The sequence below is a fragment of the Roseofilum capinflatum BLCC-M114 genome, from assembly GCF_030068505.1.
Lineage (GTDB): Bacteria > Cyanobacteriota > Cyanobacteriia > Cyanobacteriales > Desertifilaceae > Roseofilum > Roseofilum capinflatum.
The window spans coordinates 19,542-42,091 of the sequence record NZ_JAQOSO010000037.1; the positions used below are offsets into that span (position 1 = coordinate 19,542).

The 22,550-nt window shown below is 46.8% G+C and carries 21 protein-coding genes; 11 read left to right on the forward strand and 10 right to left on the reverse strand.

Annotation, left to right across the window (positions count from 1 at the left end):
* Positions 1 to 1,757, forward strand: a 1,757-nt coding sequence (locus tag PMG25_RS07775; RefSeq protein ID WP_283766331.1) for a CHAT domain-containing protein, incomplete at its 5' end; no start/stop codon positions are given.
* Between the two features lie 51 nt (positions 1,758 to 1,808).
* Here PMG25_RS07775 and PMG25_RS07780 read toward each other — a convergent pair.
* Together PMG25_RS07780 and PMG25_RS07785 are read right to left on the reverse strand one after the other, a co-directional pair.
* Positions 1,809 to 2,609 carry a creatininase family protein gene (locus tag PMG25_RS07780; RefSeq protein ID WP_283766332.1) on the reverse strand — a complete coding sequence of 267 codons (801 nt, stop codon included), beginning with the start codon at positions 2,607 to 2,609 and terminating at the stop codon, positions 1,809 to 1,811.
* Positions 2,610 to 2,655: 46 nt separating this feature from the next.
* Positions 2,656 to 4,401, reverse strand: coding sequence for an ABC transporter ATP-binding protein (locus PMG25_RS07785; protein ID WP_283766333.1), 1,746 nt, complete (start codon positions 4,399 to 4,401; stop codon positions 2,656 to 2,658).
* A 153-nt stretch (positions 4,402 to 4,554) separates the two neighbouring features.
* On the opposite strand from PMG25_RS07785, the gene PMG25_RS07790 reads away from it, so the two are divergent.
* On the forward strand, positions 4,555 to 5,619 hold the full coding sequence (locus tag PMG25_RS07790) for a peptidoglycan-binding protein (RefSeq protein WP_283766334.1): 1,065 nt from the start codon (positions 4,555 to 4,557) through the stop codon (positions 5,617 to 5,619).
* 20 nt (positions 5,620 to 5,639) lie between these two features.
* Positions 5,640 to 6,239 carry a hypothetical protein gene (locus PMG25_RS07795; RefSeq protein WP_283766335.1) on the forward strand — a complete coding sequence of 200 codons (600 nt, stop codon included), beginning with the start codon at positions 5,640 to 5,642 and terminating at the stop codon, positions 6,237 to 6,239.
* 42 nt (positions 6,240 to 6,281) lie between these two features.
* Here PMG25_RS07795 and PMG25_RS07800 read toward each other — a convergent pair whose 3' ends face one another.
* Positions 6,282 to 7,019, reverse strand: coding sequence for a phosphoadenylyl-sulfate reductase (locus PMG25_RS07800; protein ID WP_283766336.1), 738 nt, complete (start codon positions 7,017 to 7,019; stop codon positions 6,282 to 6,284).
* Positions 7,020 to 7,186: 167 nt separating this feature from the next.
* Here PMG25_RS07800 and PMG25_RS07805 point away from each other — a divergent pair, with 167 nt between their 5' ends.
* Together PMG25_RS07805 and PMG25_RS07810 are read left to right on the forward strand one after the other, a co-directional pair.
* Positions 7,187 to 7,438 (forward strand): glutaredoxin family protein, encoded by a 252-nt coding sequence (locus tag PMG25_RS07805; protein WP_283766337.1) that lies wholly within the window; start codon positions 7,187 to 7,189, stop codon positions 7,436 to 7,438.
* Between the two features lie 92 nt (positions 7,439 to 7,530).
* Positions 7,531 to 8,778 (forward strand): FAD-dependent hydroxylase, encoded by a 1,248-nt coding sequence (locus PMG25_RS07810; protein ID WP_283766338.1) that lies wholly within the window; start codon positions 7,531 to 7,533, stop codon positions 8,776 to 8,778.
* Positions 8,779 to 9,011: 233 nt separating this feature from the next.
* Here PMG25_RS07810 and PMG25_RS07815 read toward each other — a convergent pair whose 3' ends face one another.
* The 3 genes from PMG25_RS07815 to PMG25_RS07825 all read right to left on the reverse strand — a co-directional run bounded on the left by PMG25_RS07815 (position 9,012) and on the right by PMG25_RS07825 (position 10,749).
* Positions 9,012 to 9,515, reverse strand: coding sequence for an anthrone oxygenase family protein (locus tag PMG25_RS07815; protein WP_283766339.1), 504 nt, complete (start codon positions 9,513 to 9,515; stop codon positions 9,012 to 9,014).
* A gap of 89 nt (positions 9,516 to 9,604) precedes the next feature.
* Complete coding sequence (locus PMG25_RS07820; protein ID WP_283766340.1) at positions 9,605 to 10,009, reverse strand: GFA family protein; 405 nt, start codon at positions 10,007 to 10,009, stop codon at positions 9,605 to 9,607.
* An 80-nt stretch (positions 10,010 to 10,089) separates the two neighbouring features.
* Entirely contained in the window at positions 10,090 to 10,749 is a 660-nt protein-coding gene (locus tag PMG25_RS07825; RefSeq protein ID WP_283766341.1) for a peroxiredoxin-like family protein, read from the reverse strand.
* Positions 10,750 to 10,938: 189 nt separating this feature from the next.
* On the opposite strand from PMG25_RS07825, the gene PMG25_RS07830 reads away from it, so the two are divergent.
* The gene (locus PMG25_RS07830; RefSeq protein ID WP_283766342.1) at positions 10,939 to 12,312 is read left to right on the forward strand and encodes a serine/threonine protein kinase; all 1,374 of its coding nucleotides are present in this window, start codon (positions 10,939 to 10,941) and stop codon (positions 12,310 to 12,312) included.
* A 278-nt stretch (positions 12,313 to 12,590) separates the two neighbouring features.
* A complete protein-coding gene (locus PMG25_RS07835) occupies positions 12,591 to 15,485 on the forward strand; it encodes a sensor domain-containing diguanylate cyclase (protein ID WP_283766343.1) in 2,895 nt (964 codons plus the stop codon).
* Between the two features lie 435 nt (positions 15,486 to 15,920).
* On the opposite strand, the gene PMG25_RS07840 is transcribed toward PMG25_RS07835, so the two are convergent.
* Positions 15,921 to 16,565: a Uma2 family endonuclease gene (locus tag PMG25_RS07840; protein WP_283766344.1), complete on the reverse strand. Its 645-nt coding sequence runs from the start codon at positions 16,563 to 16,565 to the stop codon at positions 15,921 to 15,923.
* A 50-nt stretch (positions 16,566 to 16,615) separates the two neighbouring features.
* Positions 16,616 to 16,960 carry a hypothetical protein gene (locus PMG25_RS07845; protein ID WP_283766345.1) on the reverse strand — a complete coding sequence of 115 codons (345 nt, stop codon included), beginning with the start codon at positions 16,958 to 16,960 and terminating at the stop codon, positions 16,616 to 16,618.
* Positions 16,961 to 17,155: 195 nt separating this feature from the next.
* Between PMG25_RS07845 and PMG25_RS07850 the strand changes: the two genes are divergently transcribed.
* From PMG25_RS07850 to psbA, 3 genes are all read left to right on the forward strand, one after another.
* On the forward strand, positions 17,156 to 17,788 hold the full coding sequence (locus tag PMG25_RS07850; RefSeq protein ID WP_283766346.1) for a VC0807 family protein: 633 nt from the start codon (positions 17,156 to 17,158) through the stop codon (positions 17,786 to 17,788).
* Positions 17,789 to 17,973: 185 nt separating this feature from the next.
* Positions 17,974 to 18,999 carry an ABC transporter permease gene (locus PMG25_RS07855; protein ID WP_283766347.1) on the forward strand — a complete coding sequence of 342 codons (1,026 nt, stop codon included), beginning with the start codon at positions 17,974 to 17,976 and terminating at the stop codon, positions 18,997 to 18,999.
* 143 nt (positions 19,000 to 19,142) lie between these two features.
* The gene (gene psbA / locus PMG25_RS07860) at positions 19,143 to 20,225 is read left to right on the forward strand and encodes a photosystem II q(b) protein (protein WP_283766348.1); all 1,083 of its coding nucleotides are present in this window, start codon (positions 19,143 to 19,145) and stop codon (positions 20,223 to 20,225) included.
* 177 nt (positions 20,226 to 20,402) lie between these two features.
* Here the strand turns inward: psbA and PMG25_RS07865 are convergent, their stop codons facing one another.
* Positions 20,403 to 20,627 (reverse strand): DUF5615 family PIN-like protein, encoded by a 225-nt coding sequence (locus PMG25_RS07865; protein WP_283766349.1) that lies wholly within the window; start codon positions 20,625 to 20,627, stop codon positions 20,403 to 20,405.
* 168 nt (positions 20,628 to 20,795) lie between these two features.
* On the reverse strand, positions 20,796 to 21,032 hold the full coding sequence (locus PMG25_RS07870; protein WP_283766350.1) for a DUF433 domain-containing protein: 237 nt from the start codon (positions 21,030 to 21,032) through the stop codon (positions 20,796 to 20,798).
* A gap of 249 nt (positions 21,033 to 21,281) precedes the next feature.
* On the opposite strand from PMG25_RS07870, the gene PMG25_RS07875 reads away from it, so the two are divergent.
* Positions 21,282 to 22,433 carry a Re/Si-specific NAD(P)(+) transhydrogenase subunit alpha gene (locus PMG25_RS07875; RefSeq protein WP_283766351.1) on the forward strand — a complete coding sequence of 384 codons (1,152 nt, stop codon included), beginning with the start codon at positions 21,282 to 21,284 and terminating at the stop codon, positions 22,431 to 22,433.
* Positions 22,434 to 22,550: the final 117 nt, after the last annotated feature.

A 22,550-nucleotide genomic window follows, 5' to 3' on the forward strand; every position in this document is an offset into this window, starting at 1 on the left:
GCGACCAACCTCCCCAGGATGGAGGCGACCAACCTCCCCAGGATGGAGGAGAGCAACCTCCACAGGATGGAGGAGAGCAACCTCCCCAGGATGGAGGGCAGCAACCTGCCCAGGATGGAGGGCAGCAACCTGCCCAGGATGGAGGGCAGCAACCTCCACAGAATGGAGGACAGCAACCTGCCCAGGATAGAAGGGTTAACCAGTTGAATCCCACCCAAGAAGGTTTACACAATCCTACATCCCCCAATCAGCAGGTAGGCGATCGTGGCCCCGCAAGCCCTGCCAGTCAAGTGGGGGAACCCGGTTTACAAAATTCTCGCGGTGGAGAACCGACCCTACAACAGTCTCCCGATCGCCAAACTCAAGGGGCCGAACCCTCACAAGACCAACCTGATACCAGACAAACCGACCAACCCCAAGACACACAAGAGTCTGGTGAACCGAGACAGAATACTGCTAATGGTTCTAACCGCCTTGCCCGGTCAGAATCCTTACAAGTTGCTCGCAATAACATTGATACTCAATTGGATGCAGGGAATTTAGATCAAGCCACCTTATCCATTGATAACTTATTCATGGAGCAATTATCCCTGTATACCGGAGAAGAGTTTAAAGTTGATGATGACATTCAATCGATCGCCCAATTCCAAGAGCGTCTAGCTGAAATTGAAGAACTGACCGGCAAAACCACAGTAGTCACCTATGTTTTGTCCCGCCCGGATCAATTGGATTTCATCTTAATTACGCCCAGAGGTCAAGCAATTTATAAAAGTGTTCCCAATATTCAACGCTCTGAAGTCCTGGAAACGATCCAAAACTTTCGAGGCGAATTAACCAATCCCCGTAAACGCAATAGCACCAGCTATTTGCCCTATGCTCAACAACTGTATCAATGGTTAATTGCCCCCATAGAAGATCAGTTAGAAGAGGCAGGAACCGATGTTTTAGTCTTCAGTATGGATGTGGGATTACGGTCTATTCCGGTAGCGGCCCTGCATGATGGGGAACAATTCCTGATTGAAAAATATAATTTGGGCTTAATTCCTTCTGTCCTCTTGACGGATACCAAATACCAGTCCCTAGAAAATGCTGAAGTATTAGCCTTTGGAGCCTCTGAGTTTAGCGAACAAGCGCCCTTACCTGCGGTTCCTGTGGAGATTGAGACGATTACTAACAATTTATGGAGAGGCAAAGGGTTTTTGAATAATGACTTTACCCGTAATAATTTAGTCTCTCAACGGGAGTTTGCGCCTTCGGCGATCATCCATTTAGCCACCCATGCAGAATTTAACTCAGGATCGCCCCAAAATTCCTATATTCAACTGTGGAATGAGCAACTGACTCTTGATAATTTAAGAACATTGGGATGGAATAATCCCCAAGTAGAATTGTTAGTTTTGAGTGCCTGTCGTACCGCAGTCGGCGATCCATCCGCCGAGTTAGGATTTGCCGGATTAGCGGTACAAGCGGGGGTGAAAAGTGCTTTAGCCAGTCTGTGGTATGTCTCCGATGAAGGGACATTAGCCCTCATGACTCAGTTCTATGATTATTTGAGGAATGCCCAACTCAAATCTGATGCTTTGCGGGAAGCACAACTGGCCATGCTTAGGGGTGAAGTGCGTATTGAAGGGGGTCAATTACGAGCCAGTCGCGGTAATGTTGCTCTACCTCCGGTCTTAGCCGGGAATGTAGCAGAGCGGCCTTTAGCCCATCCCTATTACTGGTCAGGATTTACCATGATTGGTTCCCCTTGGTAAGCCCATTAAACATTAAACCTGGGTATCCGTTGGAGACCGGTTGACTGGCTGCTATGCCCTAGAAAAATTATAGACATCTTGCAGCACCTGCGCCCAACTTTGAGCCAGAGAGTCTAGGAGGCGATCGCCGATTTCAGCCGTTGCGCCCGTCGGATCGCCAAATACCCCACTTTGGCTCAGTTCATGGGTTGCCCAAGCAAAGGGCAATTTGCCTTCCAAAGACAGTGAGCTATCTGCACCCGGTAACCCTTGGGGATACTCCTTAACCGCTCGCTCCATATGCACCTGCTCTGGAAGCAGGGAGAGCAACAAGCTGGTTTCTCCCAAATCTGCGTGAATACTCAGGTCTGGATGTTCTTGTTGTTTTAGTAATTCCCCTGATGCATTCGCAACCCGCCATACAAACAAGGGAAATACCATCAGATCCGGGTATTGGATATGTAAATCGCGGGCGATAATATTAATCACCTCCGGTTGTCCCCCATGGGCATTGAGAAACACCAGTTTGCGAAAACCCGCCCGATAGATGCTCTCTCCCACTTCTTTGAGTACCGCAAGCAGGGTTTGGGCGCTGAGGGTAACGGTTCCGGGAAACTTAATGTGTTCGTTCGATTTGCCGTAATATTGGGGCGGTAGGGCATAGACGGGGATATCCTCCGGGAGCCGTTCTAGGGCTTTTCCTAAGACTCCAGTGGCGATCGCCGAATCTACAATTAAGGGTAAATGGGGCCCGTGTTGCTCAATTGCCCCTACCGGTTGCACAATCACGACCTTCTCCTTATCCGGCATATCCCGAATTTCTGTCCAGGTTAGATAAGGGAAAAAGCGATGGGGAGGAATAAAGCTATGCATAATTTCTATAGGGCAGGTTACTGGTCAGGGCTAATGGGTCTACGTTCTATTTCAGCAGTTCCTCAAACTGTTGTTTATTCCACAACGTCTGATAGAGTCCCTCTTGCTCGATCAGTTCTCGATGGGTTCCCACTTGTACGATACACCCCCGTTCCATGACAAAGAGGCGATCGGCCGTTGCCGCAGCCGACAGTTGATGAGAAATAAACAATACAGTTTTTTTGCGCGTGCCGGTAGACAAGTTTCTTAAAATTCCGGTTGCCGTCTGATTATCAACACTCGATAAACAATCATCTAAAATTAGCACCGGCGCATCAATCAGCAACGCTCGCGCTAAAGCCGATCGCTGTCGTTGTCCTCCTGATAAGGTAATCCCTCGCTCACCGACTAGAGTCTCGTAATGCTGAGGAAAATTGAGAATTTCTGGATGAATTTGGGCAACCGTTGCCGCCCCTTCAACTCTGAATTGTTCCGCCAGAGGGTCACCATAGCGCACATTATTTTTAATCGTCGTACTGAACAAGAAACTATCTTGAGGCACAAAGGCGATCGCCGATCGCAAGTCCGCTAAATTTAGCTTCGTAATATCATAACTATCCAGGAACACTCGACCCTGGGGAATGGGCAACAGTCGGGGTAGGGCTTTGGCTAGGGTTGATTTGCCTGAACCAATGGGGCCAACAATGGCAATGGTTTCACCGGGATGAATGGTAAAATTAATATTATTTAGCGCCGGAGTCGAACTGCCGGGATAGGTATAGCTGAGGTGACGGGCCACCAATTGACCTTTAGCAGCAGTTTTGATTTCTAGAGATTGGGACTCATTTTTGATTTTGGGTTGTACTTTGAGAATTTCTTCGATGCGGTTAATGCTCACTTCTCCGCGCTGATAGGCACTAATGGTAAAGCCTAATAAAGCAGTGGGAAAGACTAAGCGCTCCACATAGAGCAGCAAGGCTAAAAAGTCTCCAATCGTGATCGAACCTCTGGCAATTTCTTGAGTTCCCATCCACAAGATCACCAGCAAACTTAAGGAGGCTAAGGCTTCCACTAAGGGAAAGAGAAAATTACGAGTTCTGGCTAACTTCAGATTTGCGCCGAGTAATTGATGGTTGAACTGGCGAAAGGCTTGCCGTTCATTGTCTTCTTGGGCATAAATCTTAATTAAAGAAATGCCACTCATGTCTTCTTGGATGAGATCGCTAACACGAGAGAGTTCTTCCTGTACGTCCTGTTGTTCCTTGCGGAGTCGGTTGCTGAAAATCTGGACGGCGAATAACATTAACGGATAAACGGCGATCGCCAACACACTTAAACGCAAATGAATCGATAACATCACCGGCAACGTCAGCACATAGGCAAACAGCGTATTGGCCAAACTCAACACGGCAAACCCCAGCAGACGGCGAATATTATCCACATCCGAGGTCGCTCGGTTAATCAAGTCCCCCACCGTATGCGTGGCAAAATACCCCGAATCTAGGCGCAGGAAATGCCCGAATATCGCTTGTTTGAGGTCAAACTCTACCTGACGACCCACCCCAAACAACAGAATCCGCGAAACCATGCGAATGGCCCACATGATCGAGGCTAACACCAATAACCACAGCACCGTACTTACCACCGTTTGGGTGCTAAACGTCACCTGTAGATTATTCACCCCATCCCGAATCAGCAGAGGAAGATAAACCCCCACAGCATTGACAATCAAAAGAGCAAAAATACCTAAGCTGGCTGATTTCCAATGGGGACGCAGGTAAGATCCGAGTTTTTGTAAATTCGATTGAGCCATAGGGAAAGGGTTGGAGACTGTTTACTATGGTGACATACGGGGAGAGTGTCGGGAGGATGGTCTGTTGCCTGTTGCCCATTCCCTATTCCCTATTGAATGAGAATCCTGATATTTTTGAAAGATAATCACAATTACACCTACCCATAACCGATTATGGCCAGCAACAAGCCCATTTTACAAAAAGGTGACGGCATCTATTACCCCGACCTCAAAGAACCGGTTAAGTACCTGCAAAACCTGCTCAAGGAAGCGGGGGTACTCAAACCCACCGATCCAGTGGATGGTCTCTTTGGCTCGATTACCGAACAAGCGGTCAAAGCATTCCAGACCAAGAAAGGCTTAAGGGCCGATGGCTTTGTGGGCCCAAATACCTGGACAGCTCTGGAGTCGGCAACCCCGAAAAAACTGCGCTATCCCGTGTTACGCAAGTGGGATGGGATTACGTTTACAGATTTGAAGGATGAGGTCAAAATCCTGCAAGAGTTGCTGAAAAAGGCTAATATATTACCGGCCAACTCTCCGGTTGATGGTCTATTTGGCGATGGGACAGAAGCGGCACTCAAGGAATTCCAGAGAGACAATAATTTAGTGGCTGATGGGGTAGCAGGGCAAAAAACCTGGTCAATGTTAGCCGGTGAAGAGGTGGAAACCTATTTACCCTATGGCAATTTGGTCTTGTCTATCGATCTCGATAAGGTGATTTACTCGATTCCTTATCCTGATGTGCGCTCCTATGCTTGGGATTCGATTCCGTTGATTATCCGGGAAGCTGAGGCGGCGAATGTGAAAGATCTGGGACAGATTGCTTATATTTTGGCTACGGCCGAGCATGAATCCCGGTTAGGTAAATGGATGGAAGAGTTTGCCAGTGGTTGGGCTTATGAGTATCGCTCGGATTTGGGCAATACTCAATATGGAGATGGGCCTCGTTATAAGGGACGGGGGTTTGTACAAATTACGGGACGGCGCAATTATACGGACTGGTCTCAACGGTTGGGGATTGATTTGGTGGGAAATCCCAGTTTAGCCAAAGATTGGGAAATCGCAGCGAGAATTCTGGTGATTGGGATGCGCGATGGAACCTTTACGGGGTATCGCTTGGGCCATTTTATTTCGGGGTCAACTAGGGATTTTCGGGGCGCTCGGCGAATTATTAATGGTTTAGATCGTGCCGGACTGATTGGGGCGATCGCCGAAGAGTATTACAGAGTTCTGTAGCGTCTATCGCCATCTGTACTATGAATATTAGGTTAACTTCTGTCAAGTGGATGACTCTTTTAATGGTTGTCACCCTTGCCGCTTGTCAAACTTCACCGGCTTCCCGGTCTTCTGCTTCTTCAGGAGCCTCAAGTCCCCAGGATCTCTCAGGGGGAGAACCGACCCCAACTCTAACGGCTGAGATTAAACGTCCCCATGAGGTGTTTGCCGCCATTTTATCGGAGTTGGAAAATCAGACGGATTTGCCTGTTATCCTACCGAGTCTGCTTCCTGAAGAGAAGGAAACTTCTCCAGTTTATGCCTTGACGACAGAAGTTTCCGCTTCTGAATATCAGGTACTGCTGGGATTTACTCCCGATTGTAACGGGGGAACTGCTTGTCGTTGGGGGGAAATTTCTGGGCAAACGGGGCCCTTGATGGCTCCAGAAGAAGGAGAATCGGTTAATCTCGCTCAAGGGATTACCGGGTATTTTGTTCCGGCAACTTGTGGGGCCAATTGTTCTGATGCTGTTGTGATGTGGGAACAGGCTGGAGGACACTATCGTATTGGCTTGAAGGCTGGAGAAAAGGATCGGTTAATCGAGATGGCCAATTCTGCGATCGCCACCGCTCACCCATAAGTTGATCTTGAGTCTAAGCTTTGAAGTCCCTTGTGGACAGCATTAAAACCGAATCCCACATTCGGTTTTATGGCTTCCTCTCCACCGTTTGAGGGTTTCATCTTCAACGGGTTTGGGAATTAAGGAGGTAGTGGGGCGATCGCTGATATAGGGATAGCCTTGGTCATGGAGAGGGTTGTACATGACCTCATGTTCATATACATAAGCCCAAGTTTCCCGGCCTCGCCAGCAGGCGAGAGGATTAATTTTCAACCGTCCCATTGAATCAAGTTCAAGGATCTCGATCTGATGATGGCTAGTCATTTGATCGCGCCGTCTTCCCGTTAGATAGGCGATCGCTTCTAGATCCTTAAGCCCCCGTTCCAAGGGTTCTCGACGGGTGAGAGTGGCAAATTTTTCTAAGTCGCGTTCCCATAAGCTTTTACCGTAGGACTTTTCAAAAGCTTTGCGTGTGGGAAGACTAGCCATTTTATACGCCTTCACATCTAGGTCATAGCAGGCTGTAGCTTCCGAGACAAAGGCTAGAGTTTCGGGAAAATGATATAACGTATCGACAAACAGTACCGGAATTTTTTGCTCTGGACACAGATAGCGATACAGCATATCTGTAATCACCATATCATCGACGTTAAAAATACTTGCCTGTACTAAGCCCGTAGGAAAGTTCTGCAAGCACCAACCAATGATATGCAAGGGATGGGTATGACTGAATCGGCGATTAAGTTCCTGTAAGTCGAGGTTGGTGTGAACTTGGCCTGAAGTTGCGGTCAGATTGGTCATGAACACTGAATACCCTAATTATGGTGTGACCTCCAATCTTTAGTTTACCTTAAGATTGTGCCGATCCATTTTTTGATTTGTCCTCTGGGGTTGTGCTGTGGAAAAGCGACCTTCAGTGAGACAATGGGATGGCAATCATTCGTAAAATTTTCGTAAAATCATTGATTATGCGCTTAATCTTATACAGTAAACCCGGCTGTCATCTCTGTGAGGGATTGCAGGAAAAGCTCGAACAAGTGCAGAAGGTTGCCTTTGAGTTAGAAGTTCGGGATATTACCACCAATGACACTTGGTGGCAGGCTTACGAATACGAAATACCGGTGTTGGTTGTCGATAGCACTCCCCCTCAGCGCTTACCCCGTCTCTCTCCTAGGGGAACAGTTGCCCAATTGGAGAAGATGTTAGCCAAATATAGCTAGAGAATGGGGGAATGGCGACCTTGCTCAGAAGCGATCGCTGCGTCACAATAATCAGAAGAATACTGCTTTTAGATGTCAAGATCGCCTGACCTATGATCGCTGCTGCACCCCTGACAGCTCAACCCTCTGTTCACCCTCACCCCACCTACAAAACCGATATTGCCATTGTGGGAGCCGGCATTGTGGGGGCGACCTTAGCTTGTGCCCTAAAAGACTCTGGCTTAAGCATTACCCTAATTGAGGCTCAACCCCAAGAGAAAGCGGCCTCAAAGCGGCAAGCCTATGCCCTTACCTTGATGTCTGGCAAGATTTTTGATCGATTAGGGGTTTGGCAAGAAATCCTGCCTCAAATCGTCACCTTTGACCATATTCAGATCTCGGATGCCAATCAATGGGTAGTGGATTTAACCCCGGCAGATTTGGGCATGGATCATCTGGGTTATGTGGGGGAGCATCGGGTAATTTTAACGGCGCTACAACAGCAAATTAATCAATCCCCTCAGATTCAGTGGGTGTGTCCCGCACAGGTGCAAGAGGTGAAATATTTTGACGATTTTGCCCAGATTTGGGTCAACTCTGCCGAACATGAGGAACCGATGGTGATTCAGAGTCGCTTGGTTGTGGCAACTGATGGCTCTAAATCTGCCATTCGCCAAGGGGCCCAAATTTCGACCCAAGGATGGCGCTACTGGCAGTCTTGCGTGGCAACCACGATTAAAACGGAAAAACCCCACAATAATGTGGCCTTTGAACGGTTTTGGTATACCGGCCCCATGGGGGTTTTGCCCTTGCCGGGAAATCGGGTACAGGTGGTTTGGACATCTCCCCACGAACAAGCTGAAGCTCTGCAACAGTTGGATGAGGCGGAGTTTTTGCGTCGCTTAGAATATCGGACGGCGGGTATTTTAGGACGGTTAGAGCTTGATGGGCCTCGGTTTGTGTTTCCGGTACAATTAATGCAGTGCGATCGCTACGTCGAGCATCGTCTTGCCCTGGCTGGAGATGCCGCCCATTGTTGCCATCCCGTCGGAGGACAAGGCCTCAATTTAGGCATTCGTGATGCTGCTGCTTTAGCCGAAGTCATCAAAACCGCCCATACTCAAAACCAAGATATCGGCCAATTAGAGAACCTCAAACCCTATCAACAGTGGCGCAAACCTCAAAACTGGATGATTCTCGGTTTTACCGATTTCTTAGACCGCACATTTTCCACCGACTGGTTACCCGTGGTTTGGATACGCCGTTTAGGATTACTCTTCTTACAGAAGTTTCGCATCGGTCGTTATCTTTCCCTTAGATTGATGACCGGTTTAATGGGACGCGCTCCAGAGGTCAATTAAAAATTGTTCATTACTTCTTGAAAGTATTGGTTCATATAGCTAGTCTAAATGAGTTGTGCAACAGGAAAGTCCCTCTCCCTATATCCCTCTCCCACGGGAGAGGGACTTTCCCCCTTCTCCCTTCGGCTTCGCTCCCTTCGACTTCGCTCAGGGCAAGCAGGACAGCGCCTGCGGGAGAAGGCTTGCCCTGAGCGTAGCCGAAGGGGGTAGGGGGATGAGGGGAAGCCATTAACTTAAAGTCTGAAGAGAAGAATGATTAACAGTGCCGAGACGAAACAGGCTAGAGGTGTTCGGGTTAAGTTCCATTGATTCCAACGGGGTTCAAAGTCGAGACGAGCGGACTGGTAGGTGGCTTCATCCATCTCATCGAGCTTCAACGCTTGCAATTGCTTATTCAGGGGGATGTTAATCGTGAATGTCGGTAACTGGACACCAAGAATATAAGTCAGTACGGCAAAGATGATGAGAAGATACCCAACGCTATCCAATTGTCCCAGACTCAGGATACCGGACGCGACTAAAAAGAGGATGGAACCGAGCCAAAGGAAGACAAAAACGGGCTGATTATTTTGGATAATGCCATCGATGACTTGAAAGGCTCGAATAAATTCGCGATCGCTTAATTGTGTTATCCCTGGCATGACGACGATCGCAAATGCCAGGAGGAAGCCAGCCACCAGAGAACATAAAAATGTAGCTAGTATCAATGTAATTTGAAAAAAACCTTCGATTGGCATCGAAAACACTCCTGCACTACGGGCTAGTCATAACGGGCTAGTCATAACAGCGATAAACGCTGTAATTGTTAATTGTTAATTGTTAATTGTTAATTGCTTATTGAAGCCATAAATTCTTCCCCAGTTAACCGTGGATGATCGCCTGCTAAATCGTATAAGTGGGGCTTCTTGTCAATGAAAATTTCTCCCGCCAGCTTAAATTGAGTTAAATCATCAAAAGTTCCCATCCACAGCATATACTGATCGCCCTCTTTCAAGCGATAGAACAAATGAGTCCCACAACGATTACAAAATCCGCGCTCGGCCCATTCTGAGGAATCGAACCGACTCATGTTTGCCTCACCCTCAAAGGTGACTTGTCCCACACTTACCGCAAACCCAGGGCCACCCGTCCATCGCAGACAGATATTACAGTGACAACTGTACACATCAGTTTCTACATCTTCGGCGGAGTAAGTAACTGCACCACACTGGCAATGTCCTGTCGCTTTCATGGCAACGTCCTGGAATAAATTTCTGTGTCGAGTGTACACTGAAAGCGCTTTATTTTGGTAATGGGTCATGGTCTTTTTGCTTAAAATTGCCCATTTTTAAGGGAGCGTAACATTTTTATAATGTCACGAGGATCGAGGCGTTGCGTGTAATCTGCATTGACAAAAGATAGAGCGACTTGACCGTTTTGACGAATAACGTAGGTTGCTGGAATGGGTAATTCAAAGGTTTGATCGCCATTGTAAGCGGGAAGATCGATATCCAACCGTTGATAGATGACGCGCAGAGATTCGGGTAAGCGAAAGACCAAGCCATAGCTTCGAGCAACGGAATTATGGCGATCGCTCAGAACGTTAAAGGTGAGTTCATGTTTAGCAACCATGTGGGATGAATTCTCGAAGGTTTGAGGGGAGATAGCAACAAGAGTTGCCCCTAAATCCCTTAAAGTGGGCGAAATCCGCTCAAGAGCTTGTAATTCCAAGTTGCAAAACGTACACCATTGTCCTCGATAGAAGGAGAGAACGACAGGGCCGCTCTGGAGTAACTCACTGAGGGTTATGGTTTTTCCCATGGTATTGGGTAAGGAGAAATCAGGAGCCATATCTCCTTGTTGGCAAGCTTGCTGGATGATGCCAGAGCTGTGTAATTCCTCAGTTGCTTCCTTCATTCTGGCTTTAATGGTTGCAGAGAGGTTAGCAAAGACGGCTTGAGATCTGTTTTCTAGATCTTCAGTTAAACCCATAAATATCCCTTGATTAGTTCACTATCTTGTCTAGAATACTGCTTGAAAATTAATCTACGGTGAGAAATTCTAGGAGGCGGGTTTCAAACCCGCCCCTACAACCGTGGCTCATTGCTATAGTAGGAATATTGGTGCGAAGGGCCTTCGCTCCTACAGCATATCTATATCTCATTGGAAACTCCCTCTCCTATGTTGCAAGCGGAACAAGTGTTATCCGTTCAATCAACGTCTTCCCAACCCCTAGAATATCAGCTACACCGGAAATTGGGACGGACGGCGGCAGGTCGTCAAACTTGGTTGGCTACGGATTTAACCAGTAATGAATCGGTAACCCTGAAGTTGTTGGCGTTTAATCCTCAGATGCAATGGGATGAGCTGAAGTTGTTTGAACGGGAAGCGCAGGTGCTGCAAGCGCTCGATCATGCTTGTATTCCGAAATATCGGGATTATTTTTCTCTGGATCAAGAGATGGGGGGAGGGGTTCCTTGGTTTGGGTTGGTGCAGGAGTATATTCCGGGTGCATCGTTGCAGGAGCGGTTGGAGAATGGGGGGCGTTTTGCGGAGGAGGAGGTGAAGGATATTGCGGCTTCTGTGTTGAAAATCCTGATCTATTTACATCGCTTGAGTCCCCCGGTGCTGCATCGGGATATTAAGCCGAGTAATATTATTTTGGGTGAGGATGGGCAGGTTTACTTAGTCGATTTTGGGGCGGTGCAATCGCAAGCGGCGGTGACTGGGGTGACGTTTACGGTGGTAGGAACGAGTGGTTATGCACCGTTGGAGCAGTTTTGGGGGCGTGCGGTTGCGGCTTCAGATCTCTATGCATTAGGCGCGACGTTGATTCATGTGGTGACTGGGGTTCCGCCGATCGATCTGCCCCATCGAGACAATCGAATTCAATTTCGCGATCGCTCGACACTCAATCCCTATTTCATCACCTGGATCGAGAAAATGACCGATCCAGCCCTAGAAAAGCGGTTTAGCAGCGCTCAGGAAGCCTTCAATCAACTCTATACCCAACCGGTGGAGATCTCCACCACCCAGAGCGCTAAGTTTGGCCATGTCCCAAAACCGGACAACACCCTGATTGACATTTGGCGATCGCCCACTTCGCTAAAATTAGAAATACCTCCTAGATTTGAGCGCAATACCTTCAGAACCCTTGCCCTCATCTTAGCCAGCTTGATGATTACCCGGACGATGTTTATGGGCGTTCTCAGACTTCTTCACAATCCCTTGATTTTGCTCGTTGTGTTTTTAACCATTGTTGTCCTAATCTTGTTATTTTCAGCGACTGAAACCCAAGTCACGTTTGAGAAAGAGGAGTTTACCATCGAAAGGAAGTTATTTGGTTGGAGCTACCTAACCCAAACCGGTTTATCCGAACAGTTAATGGGGGTCTTTATTCACCATGAACACTATGGCACCCTGGTAAAACTCCATTGCCACAATTATACTGGAGAATACACTTATGGAATTGCTCCTGGTATAAGACCCAATGAAGCCGCTTGGGTTACCCATGAAATCCAAGACTGGCTCTATTCTCAGTCGGATGATACTTAATTTGATGACGAGGGGATAGGGAATAGGGAATAGGGAATAGGGAATAGGGGATAGGGGATAGGGAATAGGGAATAGGGAATAGGGAATAGGGAATAGGGAATAGGGAATAGGGAACACAACAGCGAGCAAGATGTTCGCACTCCTCACTTTAATCGAATTCACAAAATTCTCACAATTATCATCTAGCTTAGAAAGTAAGCAAAAACAGCTTCAAGTCTTGACATACAAAGGCTAGGTTAGAATAGTAATCGAGAGAGGTTCATCGCTATCCCTCTTCTATGGAGGACACCTTGATGCGTTATATGTCTAAAAGATTGACCTATGAAGAATTGGAGCAGAGGGTTCAGGAGCTGGAGGCAAGCCAAACGCTCCGAGAACAAAGCCGTATTGGCCAATCGATCGACAGCATACAAGCCGGGGTAGTGGTTCATGGGAAGAATGGAACCGTAATTAAAAGTAATACGACAGCGCAAATCATGCTTGGCTTAACACGCGAGCAGATGCTTGGAAAGGAATTGACCGATACTGCTTGGACATTTTTGCGGGAGGACGGCAGCCCGATGCCGGTTGAAGAATATCCTGTGTCGCGGGTTCTTAAGACGAAAAAACCCGTCCACAACCTGGTGGTGGGCATTCAGCAAAGCGACAAAGCCGAACCGATGTGGGTTCTCGATACAGCAATCCCGGAGTTTGATGAAAACGGACACCTCAGCCAAATTGTCACCACCTTTATGGACATTAGCGCACTTAAAAAAAGTGAGGAACGATATCGGAACTTGTTCGAGAATATGATGCACGAGGTACATCTCTGGAAGCTCGTTCGTGATGAACAAGGTGCGATTAAGACCTGGAGATTGGTAGAGGTCAATCCTGCTGCTCTCAAAGCCTGGGGCAAAACCCGTCCTGAAATTATCGGCAAAACCACCAATGAAATCTTCTCTTATGATGCAACGGAGCAGTTCATGCCCATTGTGAAAAAGATTTTTTCAGAAGGTACACCCTACACATGGGAAGCCTATTTCCCACCAACGGGTCAGTTCTACCACATGACCAGTGTTTCATTTGGGGAATATTTCATAAGTACCGGGACAGACATCACCGACCGCAAACAAATCGAAGATGCTTTGAGAGAAAGTGAAGAACGCCACCGATTATTCTATAATCCATCCTTCGGCGGCAGTATCATTCACGATCGAGGACGTATTCTTGATTTTTCAAAAGGCGTAATCAATATTACAGGGTATTCCTATGACGAACTGGTCGGCATGGATGGCCTTCTTCTCATTGCACCGGACTGGCGTGACTTGGTGATGGACAAGATCATCTCAGGATCTGAAGAGTCGTATGAGGTGGAAGGTATCCGAAAGGATGGCACAATTTTTCCGTTGCGACTTCATGCAAAGGCTATTCAATATCATGGTAAGCCAGCTCGGGTCGTCGAGTTTCGTGATATTTCTGACATCAAAAAAGCAGAGCAAGCATTAAAGAAAAGCGAACGTTTATTGCGTAATGTCATTGACACTTCAACTGATTATATCTTTGTCAAAGACAAGGAGTTAAAGACAATCTTATGCAATCGAAAATTTGCTCAAGGAGTTAATAAAGAACCGTCTGAGTTGATTGGCAAAACCGATCTGGAGAACGGTTGGGATGCTGAACTGCTGGAAGGCAACCCCGACAAAGAAATCATAGGATACCATCAATACGATCTAGAAGTATTAAGCGGAAAGATTGTTCAAAACACGATTACAGCAATCGTTTCTGGTGAAACTCGTTTTTTGCATAGTGTAAAAATCCCGCTCAAAGATGAGAACAATCAAATATTTGGTGTCCTTGGAATAAACAGAGATGTTACCGAACAAAAAAAAGTTGAACAAGCTCTCAAAGCAAGCGAAGAACAGTTCCGCACCCTCGTTAATGAAAGCCCATTCCCGGTTGTTGTTTTAGATGCGGCGGGTGAAAATATTTTACATTGGAGTAAAAGCGCACAAGAACTGTTTGGACATCAGCCCCAAACGCCTGCCGAATGGTTTTCCCTGGCTTATCCCGATCCCCAATACCGCCAGGAGGTAATGGATCGCTCGCAGCCGTATCTAGAAAGAATGCAACACTCGACAACCGCCGTGAATACTGGTGAATATCATATTACCTGCCGGGATGGGTCTGTCAAAATATGCGAGATCTACGCGCAATTGATTTCTGGCCACCTTGTGTTGACCAATAATGATATTACCGATCGCAAACAGGCTGAAGCAGAAATTCATGCCGCTAGGGAGTTTCTGAATACGCTGATTGATTTAAGTATGTTCGGGATGTGGATATCCGATCGCGACGGGACAGTCATCCAGGTCAACCGTATTGTATGTGAAACCCTGAATATACCGGACGATCAGATTGTCGGCACATATAACGTTTTTCAGGACGATAACCTGAAAGCGCAAGGTGTGATGCCGAAAGTGCAGTCTGTTTTCGAGACGCATCAACCAGCGCATTTTACGATTTTTTGGCAAGGGACAAAGATTAATGATATTGCTTTTCAAGCAGCACGGGATATGTATATCGATGTCTATATGTTCCCGATCATGGACTCACAAGGAAAGTTGAAAAATGTCGTCTGTCAATGGGTAGACATTAGCGAACTCAAAAATGCGGAAAACCAACTGCGTGAAATGGTTGAATTTGATGCCTTAACGCAAGTTTATTCAAGACAGCATTTATTAGATTTAGCCGAAAGAATGTTTATGCGTATCAAGCAAGGCCAAACTTCGCTTGTATGTATGATGTTCGATATCGATCACTTTAAATCCATCAACGATCGATATGGACACAAGACTGGTGATATTGCATTAATCGCTTTTTCAGAAATTATCTCTAAGAATATTAGGTGCAATGATATATTCGGAAGGCTGGGTGGAGAAGAATTTTTGGCAGTCATTCCAGAAATTTCATTAGAAGCGGGTCAGAAATTAGCTGAACGAATAAGAATTGAAGTTGAAAAAACACCAATTATGGCGGGTGTAGACTGCATAACCATGACAGTGAGTATTGGTATATCAATGTACAAAAAAGCTAAGAATTTTGCTACATTTGGTGAACTCATAGAACTTTCTGATAAGGCTCTCTACGAAGCGAAGAATAGTGGTAGAAATCGTGTTTGCGTTGATAATACATAATCATTAGATATAGCTAGTCTAAAAGTTTTTTTAAGTCTTCTGTCGCAAAACTTACTCTGCTAGAAAGCGATCGCCCCTAAAATACGGACTGGTTGTGCAACTGAAGGGTTAAGTTACCGATTTTATGCCCTGTGCTAAGGCTCTCCAGTATTATATTCTGATCGTGGTATCATAGAATGAAAAATCAAAATCAATCAGAAACCTGGTGGCATTCAATGAGACAGCGCTTCCCCTGGAACCCTTTAACTCATTAGGATTTTCTCGCCCGTTAATACTTATCTTTGCTGAAGCTATGGGGGAGATTCCGAACTCAGAGGAGTTAGGAGAATTTAGTGAGTCTGAAGAATTTCAGTCTGCCTGGGTCATTCTCACTATCATATGGGGAATTGTACATCTAACCGATCTTAGTTGTACGTTGAATTCGCTTATTGATTGTTAAACGATTCTTTCCTGAATTAATTGACGCAATGCTTGTTCTGCTGCGATTTCATCTTCTTGGGCTTGCTGTAAAAAATGATATAAATCTGCTTTTTCGACGAGAGGAAAGGTCGGCGATCGCTCCCATTCCTGATACACTGTTCCTTGCAGTCGGTAAATGCGCCATTTTTGCCCATCGTAGCGCCAAAATTCCGGCACTCCCAGAGCCGCATACAGTTGATTTTTATCCATATCTGTGTGGGTAATATCGACTTCAACGACTAAATCTGGGGGCGGATCTTGCTGTAAATCAACCCTGCGACCCGCAACTTGAGGTTGATTTTGGATATAGTAGGCGTTATCGGGTTCTGCACCGCGATCCAAGTCTGGACGAGCTAAAGTGGTCGAGCGCATAGATTTGAGCTTCAATCCCATGGCTGCGACTAGCACGCGAATAAAGACCCCAATCAACTCAGCCGCAAATTCATGGTCTTCTAGGGGCATAATGAATTCTAGCGTTCCGCGATCGTAAATCAGCCGTACTGCGCGACTTTCCGGTAAGCCCTGGAGAATCTGTTGATAGTTTTCCCACGCTAATCCATGCAGCGCCAATCGCTGTTCTCCCAGCGTTTTCTGTTGGTGGGTCGCAATTCCAGAAATCATCTATCTCTTTGACCACTGACTGATTTTAGTTTATATCAAATCCAAAATTCTTACCCTGGAACAGCAGGTATATCTCGGAGTAAGTCAGGTTCGTTATGTACAAAGGTAATTTGCAATGTCCCGACTAGCTCTTGCTCTTTCAGGGTTGAGTCATGGGCAAGCATAAGCTGCTCTAAACTCTCTTGGCTCAACTGCAAACCTGTCTCCTGTAGCGTTGCAGCGAGTCTGTTTAAATTAGCGATCGGAACTTGGAAATTGATGCAAATCAGGAGATTTGAGTAGAGGTGAAAGTTGGTAATCCAAGCTCCCGCTTGATTAATTGCCTCACTTACACGATAGGTCATCCCAATTCGTTCTGCTCTCGTAAATCCATCCAGGCGTAGGAACCGTTGCATAAACAAAACTAGCCTCCAATGTGAACCAGCTACAATATAGCGAGAATGAGTTAGACATCAGAAAAGTTGTTGCAAAACTTACTCTGCTAGAAAGCGATCGCGCCCAATTATGAACCCGCTACTCTACAACTTCCATATCTTCAGCTACCTACTTAAACTCTGAAGGGCATAGCTAAACTCAAAGAGGGAAATCACATGAAAAATCGAAATCAAGCGGACACTTGGTGGTATTCAATGAGACGGCGATTCCCCTGGAAGCAGTTCATCATTGGAGGGCTGATTCCAATTGGAATCTTTTATCTATTTCATCGTTTTGAGAAGCCTTTGATTGGTGCTTTTTTAGCGGCTGGCTGGGCTGTTGGAGTAGCTGCAATCACTCATTTAGCATTTAAGAAAATCAATCTCTTTGCCGTATTATCTATCCCTTTAACTCTGATTGAAATCGTGGGCATAATAGTTACACTTAATCCAGACTTTTATCTGGCTACAGCAGCGATCGATCATACGCTTTGGGGATTGATTTTTCTTGGCTCATTAGGATTTTCTCGCCCCTTAATACTTGTCTTTGCTGAAGCTATGGGGGAAATTCCGAAATCACAGGAGTTAGGGGAATTTAGGCAGTCTGAAGAATTTCAGTCTGCCTGGGTCATTCTCACTATCATATGGGCAATTGTACATCTAATGGCGGCAGTATTCTTAATTTTCTCCCAAATTTGGTTGCCACTGGAAATTTTTCTAATTATGCGTACAGCTTTTAGCACTCCTTTGTTGGCAGTGCTAGTAGCCTTTAGTTTTTGGTTTCCAAGATGGTATTGGAACCGATCTTAGTTGTACGTTGAACGCCCTTTCAAGGGGACTGCTATAGTTCCTCTGGATCATGTGAATCTTGGGTAGCAGCGAGGGAGATCGGAGATGCTCCATTCTGGAACGGCTCCTGTGGATCTGGAAATTCTCAGCTATTGAGGCCCCCGATCGCCCCTAAAATAGGGACTGATTGTTAAGTTACCGCTTTTATGTCCCGTTCTAAGGCTCTTCAGTATTATATTCTGACCCGTGTGCTGTTGGCTCCCCTGATGTTGTGGCTGATTGTCACCCTGGTTTTCCTACTATTAAGGGCGACTCCGGGCGATCCGGTAGATGCCATTTATGGAGCCAGAGCATCCGCAGAGGCGAAGGCACAGCTACGACAACAATTGGGGTTAGATTTACCCTTGGGGTTGCAATACCTGAATTATTTGGGCAGTTTGTTGCAGTTGGATTTAGGCACATCCTTAACCAGTCGCGGACAAACGGTTTGGGATATCATTGGCTTGCATTTTCCGGCGACGATGGAGTTGGCGGTGTGCAGTATGGCGGTGGCGCTGGCGATCGGGATTACGATTGGGACGTTGGCAGCTTCTCGCCCCCATACACCTTTGGATGTGGGGGCGCGGTTGTTTAGCATTATTACTTATTCTGTGCCGCCGTTTTGGGCGGGGATGTTGTTGCAGTTAATTTTTGCGGTAGAACTGCAATGGTTTCCCCTGGGCACTCGCTTTGCTCTGGGGGAAACGCCTCCCCAGGGGCCAACGGGACTTTATGTGATAGATAGTTTGTTAACGGGGAATTTGGGCCAGCTTTGGGTGGCGATTCATCATTTGGCCCTGCCGTCTTTGACGTTGGGGTTGTTGCTTAGTGGGATTTTTGAGCGCATTGTGCGGGTGAATTTGCAACAAACTCTGAAGGCGGATTATGTGGAGGCAGCTAAGGCAAGGGGAATTCCGGAGTTGAGGATTTTGTTGGCCCATGCCCTGAAAAATGCCCTGATTCCGGTGATTACGATTTTGGGCTTGACCCTGGCAGCGCTGTTGGGGGGAACGGTGTTGACGGAGGTGACGTTTTCTTGGCCGGGTTTGGGGAATCGGTTGTATGAGGCGATTAGCTTACGCGACTACACTACCGTTCAGGGGGTTGTGGTCTTCTTCGCGTCTATTGTGGTGATGGCCAGTATTGCGATCGATATTTTGAATGCTTATGTCGATCCCCGGATTCGCTATTGAATATATAAGCTTAGTTAATGTTAATCATCAGGATCGCTAAATTAAAAGGGCTTTACAAAACTAAACAAAGTCACTTATATTGGAAATGTGGACGGAAAAAAACCGCCACAGAACCTAGAAAAATACATAGCCATCATATAAACATGACCACAACTCTTCAACAAAGCTCCAACGCGAGCGCTTGGGAGCGGTTCTGTCAGTGGGTTACCTCAACCGAAAACCGCCTTTATGTAGGTTGGTTCGGCGTACTGATGATCCCCACCCTCTTAACCGCTACTATCTGCTACATCATCGCTTTCGTAGCAGCTCCTCCCGTAGACATCGACGGCATCCGCGAACCCGTAGCTGGTTCCTTGCTGTATGGAAACAACATCATCTCTGGTGCTGTTGTACCTTCTTCCAACGCGATCGGTCTGCACTTCTACCCCATCTGGGAAGCAGCTTCCTTAGATGAGTGGTTGTACAACGGAGGCCCCTACCAGCTCGTCGTATTCCACTTCCTGATCGGTGTATTCGCTTACATGGGTCGTGAATGGGAATTGAGCTACCGCTTAGGAATGCGTCCTTGGATTTGCGTAGCTTACAGCGCCCCTGTAGCTGCTGCAACTGCTGTATTCTTAATCTACCCCATCGGACAAGGAAGCTTCTCTGATGGAATGCCTTTAGGAATTAGCGGAACCTTCAACTTCATGATTGTATTCCAAGCAGAACACAACATCCTCATGCACCCCTTCCACATGCTGGGAGTAGCCGGTGTATTCGGAGGTTCACTGTTCTCCGCTATGCATGGTAGTTTGGTAACCTCTTCCTTAGTTCGTGAAACCACCGAAGTTGAATCTCAAAACTACGGTTACAAATTCGGACAAGAAGAAGAAACCTACAACATCGTAGCCGCTCACGGATACTTCGGACGTTTAATCTTCCAATACGCATCCTTCAACAACAGCCGTAGCCTTCACTTCTTCTTAGGAGCTTGGCCGGTAGTTGGAATCTGGTTTACAGCTTTAGGTGTAAGCACCATGGCGTTTAACCTAAATGGATTCAACTTCAACCAATCCATCATGGATTCTCAAGGTCACGTAATCAACACCTGGGCAGATGTAATCAACCGCGCCAACCTGGGTATGGAAGTAATGCACGAGCGTAACGCTCACAACTTCCCCTTAGATTTGGCGGCTGGTGAAGCTGCTCCTGTAGCTTTAACTGCTCCTTCTATCAACGGTTAATTCGAGTTTTGATAAACTGATTTAATCAAAAAAAACGCTCTCCGTCAGGGGGGCGTTTTTTTTGGCTTTTCTGGTTGGGCTTGAGAATTGAGTTACTCTAGTGATATCAAGTCCGTAAATGTTACAGCGCTTTGCGCTGTAATGAGGTACAGCAGGGAAAGATCCCCACAACCCCCCTTAATAGGTAAAACATCTAGGAGTTTTTTCTGGTTTTACAGAGGACAACCGTAATGTGATTAGGCTAGGGAGTCCATAATTGCCGAGAGCAACCAGCATAGAAAAATCTAAGTCTTGGGTTAAAATCACCCGATTCTCTACCCTCGCCACTTCCAAAATCTCCGCATCAGCAGCAGTCGGAGGTAATACATCTGTGGTGCGTACTATGTCGTAGCCCTGTACCATAACAGCGCTTTGCGCTGTTATGGTGTAAAGTCTTAAAGGCTCAAAGCCATGTACTACAACCCTATTCCCTATTCCCTATTCCCTATTCCCTATTCCCTAGCGCGAAGCGCTATAAAGCTGCAACTGTCACAGGAGAAATATGAACGTCGGCAATTAAACGTAGACGACTCATGCTGAAGTGAAGTGAACAACGCGATCGGATACTGCCCAGGCTGCATAATTGAGAGCCTGACGAATGTCTTCTTCTTCGAGTTCTGGATACGACTCTAAAATGTCTGGAACAGATAACTGACTAGCGAGTAGTTTGAGGACAAATTCTACGGTGATCCGCATTCCCCGAATCGTTGGTTGTCCAAGGCATACTTCTGGATTGATGGTAATACGATCTAGATCGGCGATCGCCATGAGACTCCCTCCAGTATATTGACTGTTTCTCTATTGTGGCATAGAGGCGATCGCCACCCATTTCGGAGATGGGGGTCTTGAAGTCCCGCTAATTCATAAAATAAGTTAAAGATCCTTCCGGGTTGCCAGGGATGGGCTTACGATCCATAAGAACCAAATGCAAATTACTCAAATCCAGTCGGTGCTATCCATCCAGCCAGCGTGCTAGTTCATCAATAGCTAATCGATCACTATAGAAGAGGAATATCCATGAAAATAGGAGTTGCTAAAGAAGTTGAATATCGAGAACGCCGAGTTGCTCTAATTCCCGATGCGATCGCCAAGTTGAGCAAACAGGGGTTAGAAATTTGGGTCGAATCTGGCCTAGGAGAGCAAGCCTATTTTGCGGATTCTGCCTATGAGGAAGCGGGAGCGCAGGTTATTTCTGATAAAGAGAAATTATGGAAGGAAGTGGATGTCCTCTTAAAGGTCGGCTCTCCTGTGGAAGAAGAATTGGGGCTATTGACTCCTGGAAAAGTGTTAATTAGCTTTTTAAATCCCTTGGCTCAACCGGAAATGATGCAAAAGTTGGCTGATGCTCAGGTCACGGCTTTGAGTATGGAACTGATTCCCCGTACCAGTCGCGCCCAAAGTATGGATGCTTTATCCTCTCAGGCGGGGGTTGCGGGTTATAAGGCGGTGTTGATCGCGGCGGCTGTTCTGCCTAAGTTCTTCCCCATGTTAACGACGGCTGCGGGAACGATTCGACCGGCAAAGGTGTTTATCATTGGGGCGGGAGTAGCTGGCTTGCAGGCGATCGCCACTGCCAGACGACTTGGTGCTGTCGTAGAAGCCTTTGACATCCGTCCCGCAGTTAAGGAAGAAGTCCAAAGTTTGGGCGCGAAATTCGTAGAAGTGAAACTTGACGAAGAAACCGTAGCCGAAGGAGGCTATGCGCGGGAAATTTCCGAAGACTCCAAACGGCGCTCCCAAGAATTAGTCGCCGAGCATGTAAAAACGGCGGATGTGGTGATTACGACGGCTCAAGTGCCGGGTAAAAAAGCACCCCGGTTGGTGACTAAAGAAATGGTGGCCCAAATGAAACCCGGTTCGGTAGTTGTTGATTTAGCGGCTGAACAAGGGGGCAACTGTGAAGTGAGCGAAGCGGGTAAAGATGTGGTTTATGAAGGAGTCACGGTCATTGGGCCGATCAATCTGCCCGCATCGATGGCGGTTCATGCCTCGCAAATGTACGCCAAAAATATCTCGACTCTGCTGAATTATCTGGTGAAAGAAGGGGAGTTAAATCTCGATTTTGAAGACGATATTATTAGCGGCACTTGTGTCACCCACGGCGGAGAAGTCCGCAATCAGCGTGTGAAAGATGCCCTCGCTAGTGAGCAGTCTGCTGTAGCCAGTTAAATGCCCTCTCCCTATATCCCTCTCCCATAGGAGGGACTTTACTCCCCTTCTTAACTTGTTGGAAATGCCCTCTCCCTATATCCCTCTCCCACGGGAGAGGGACTTTACTCCCCTTCT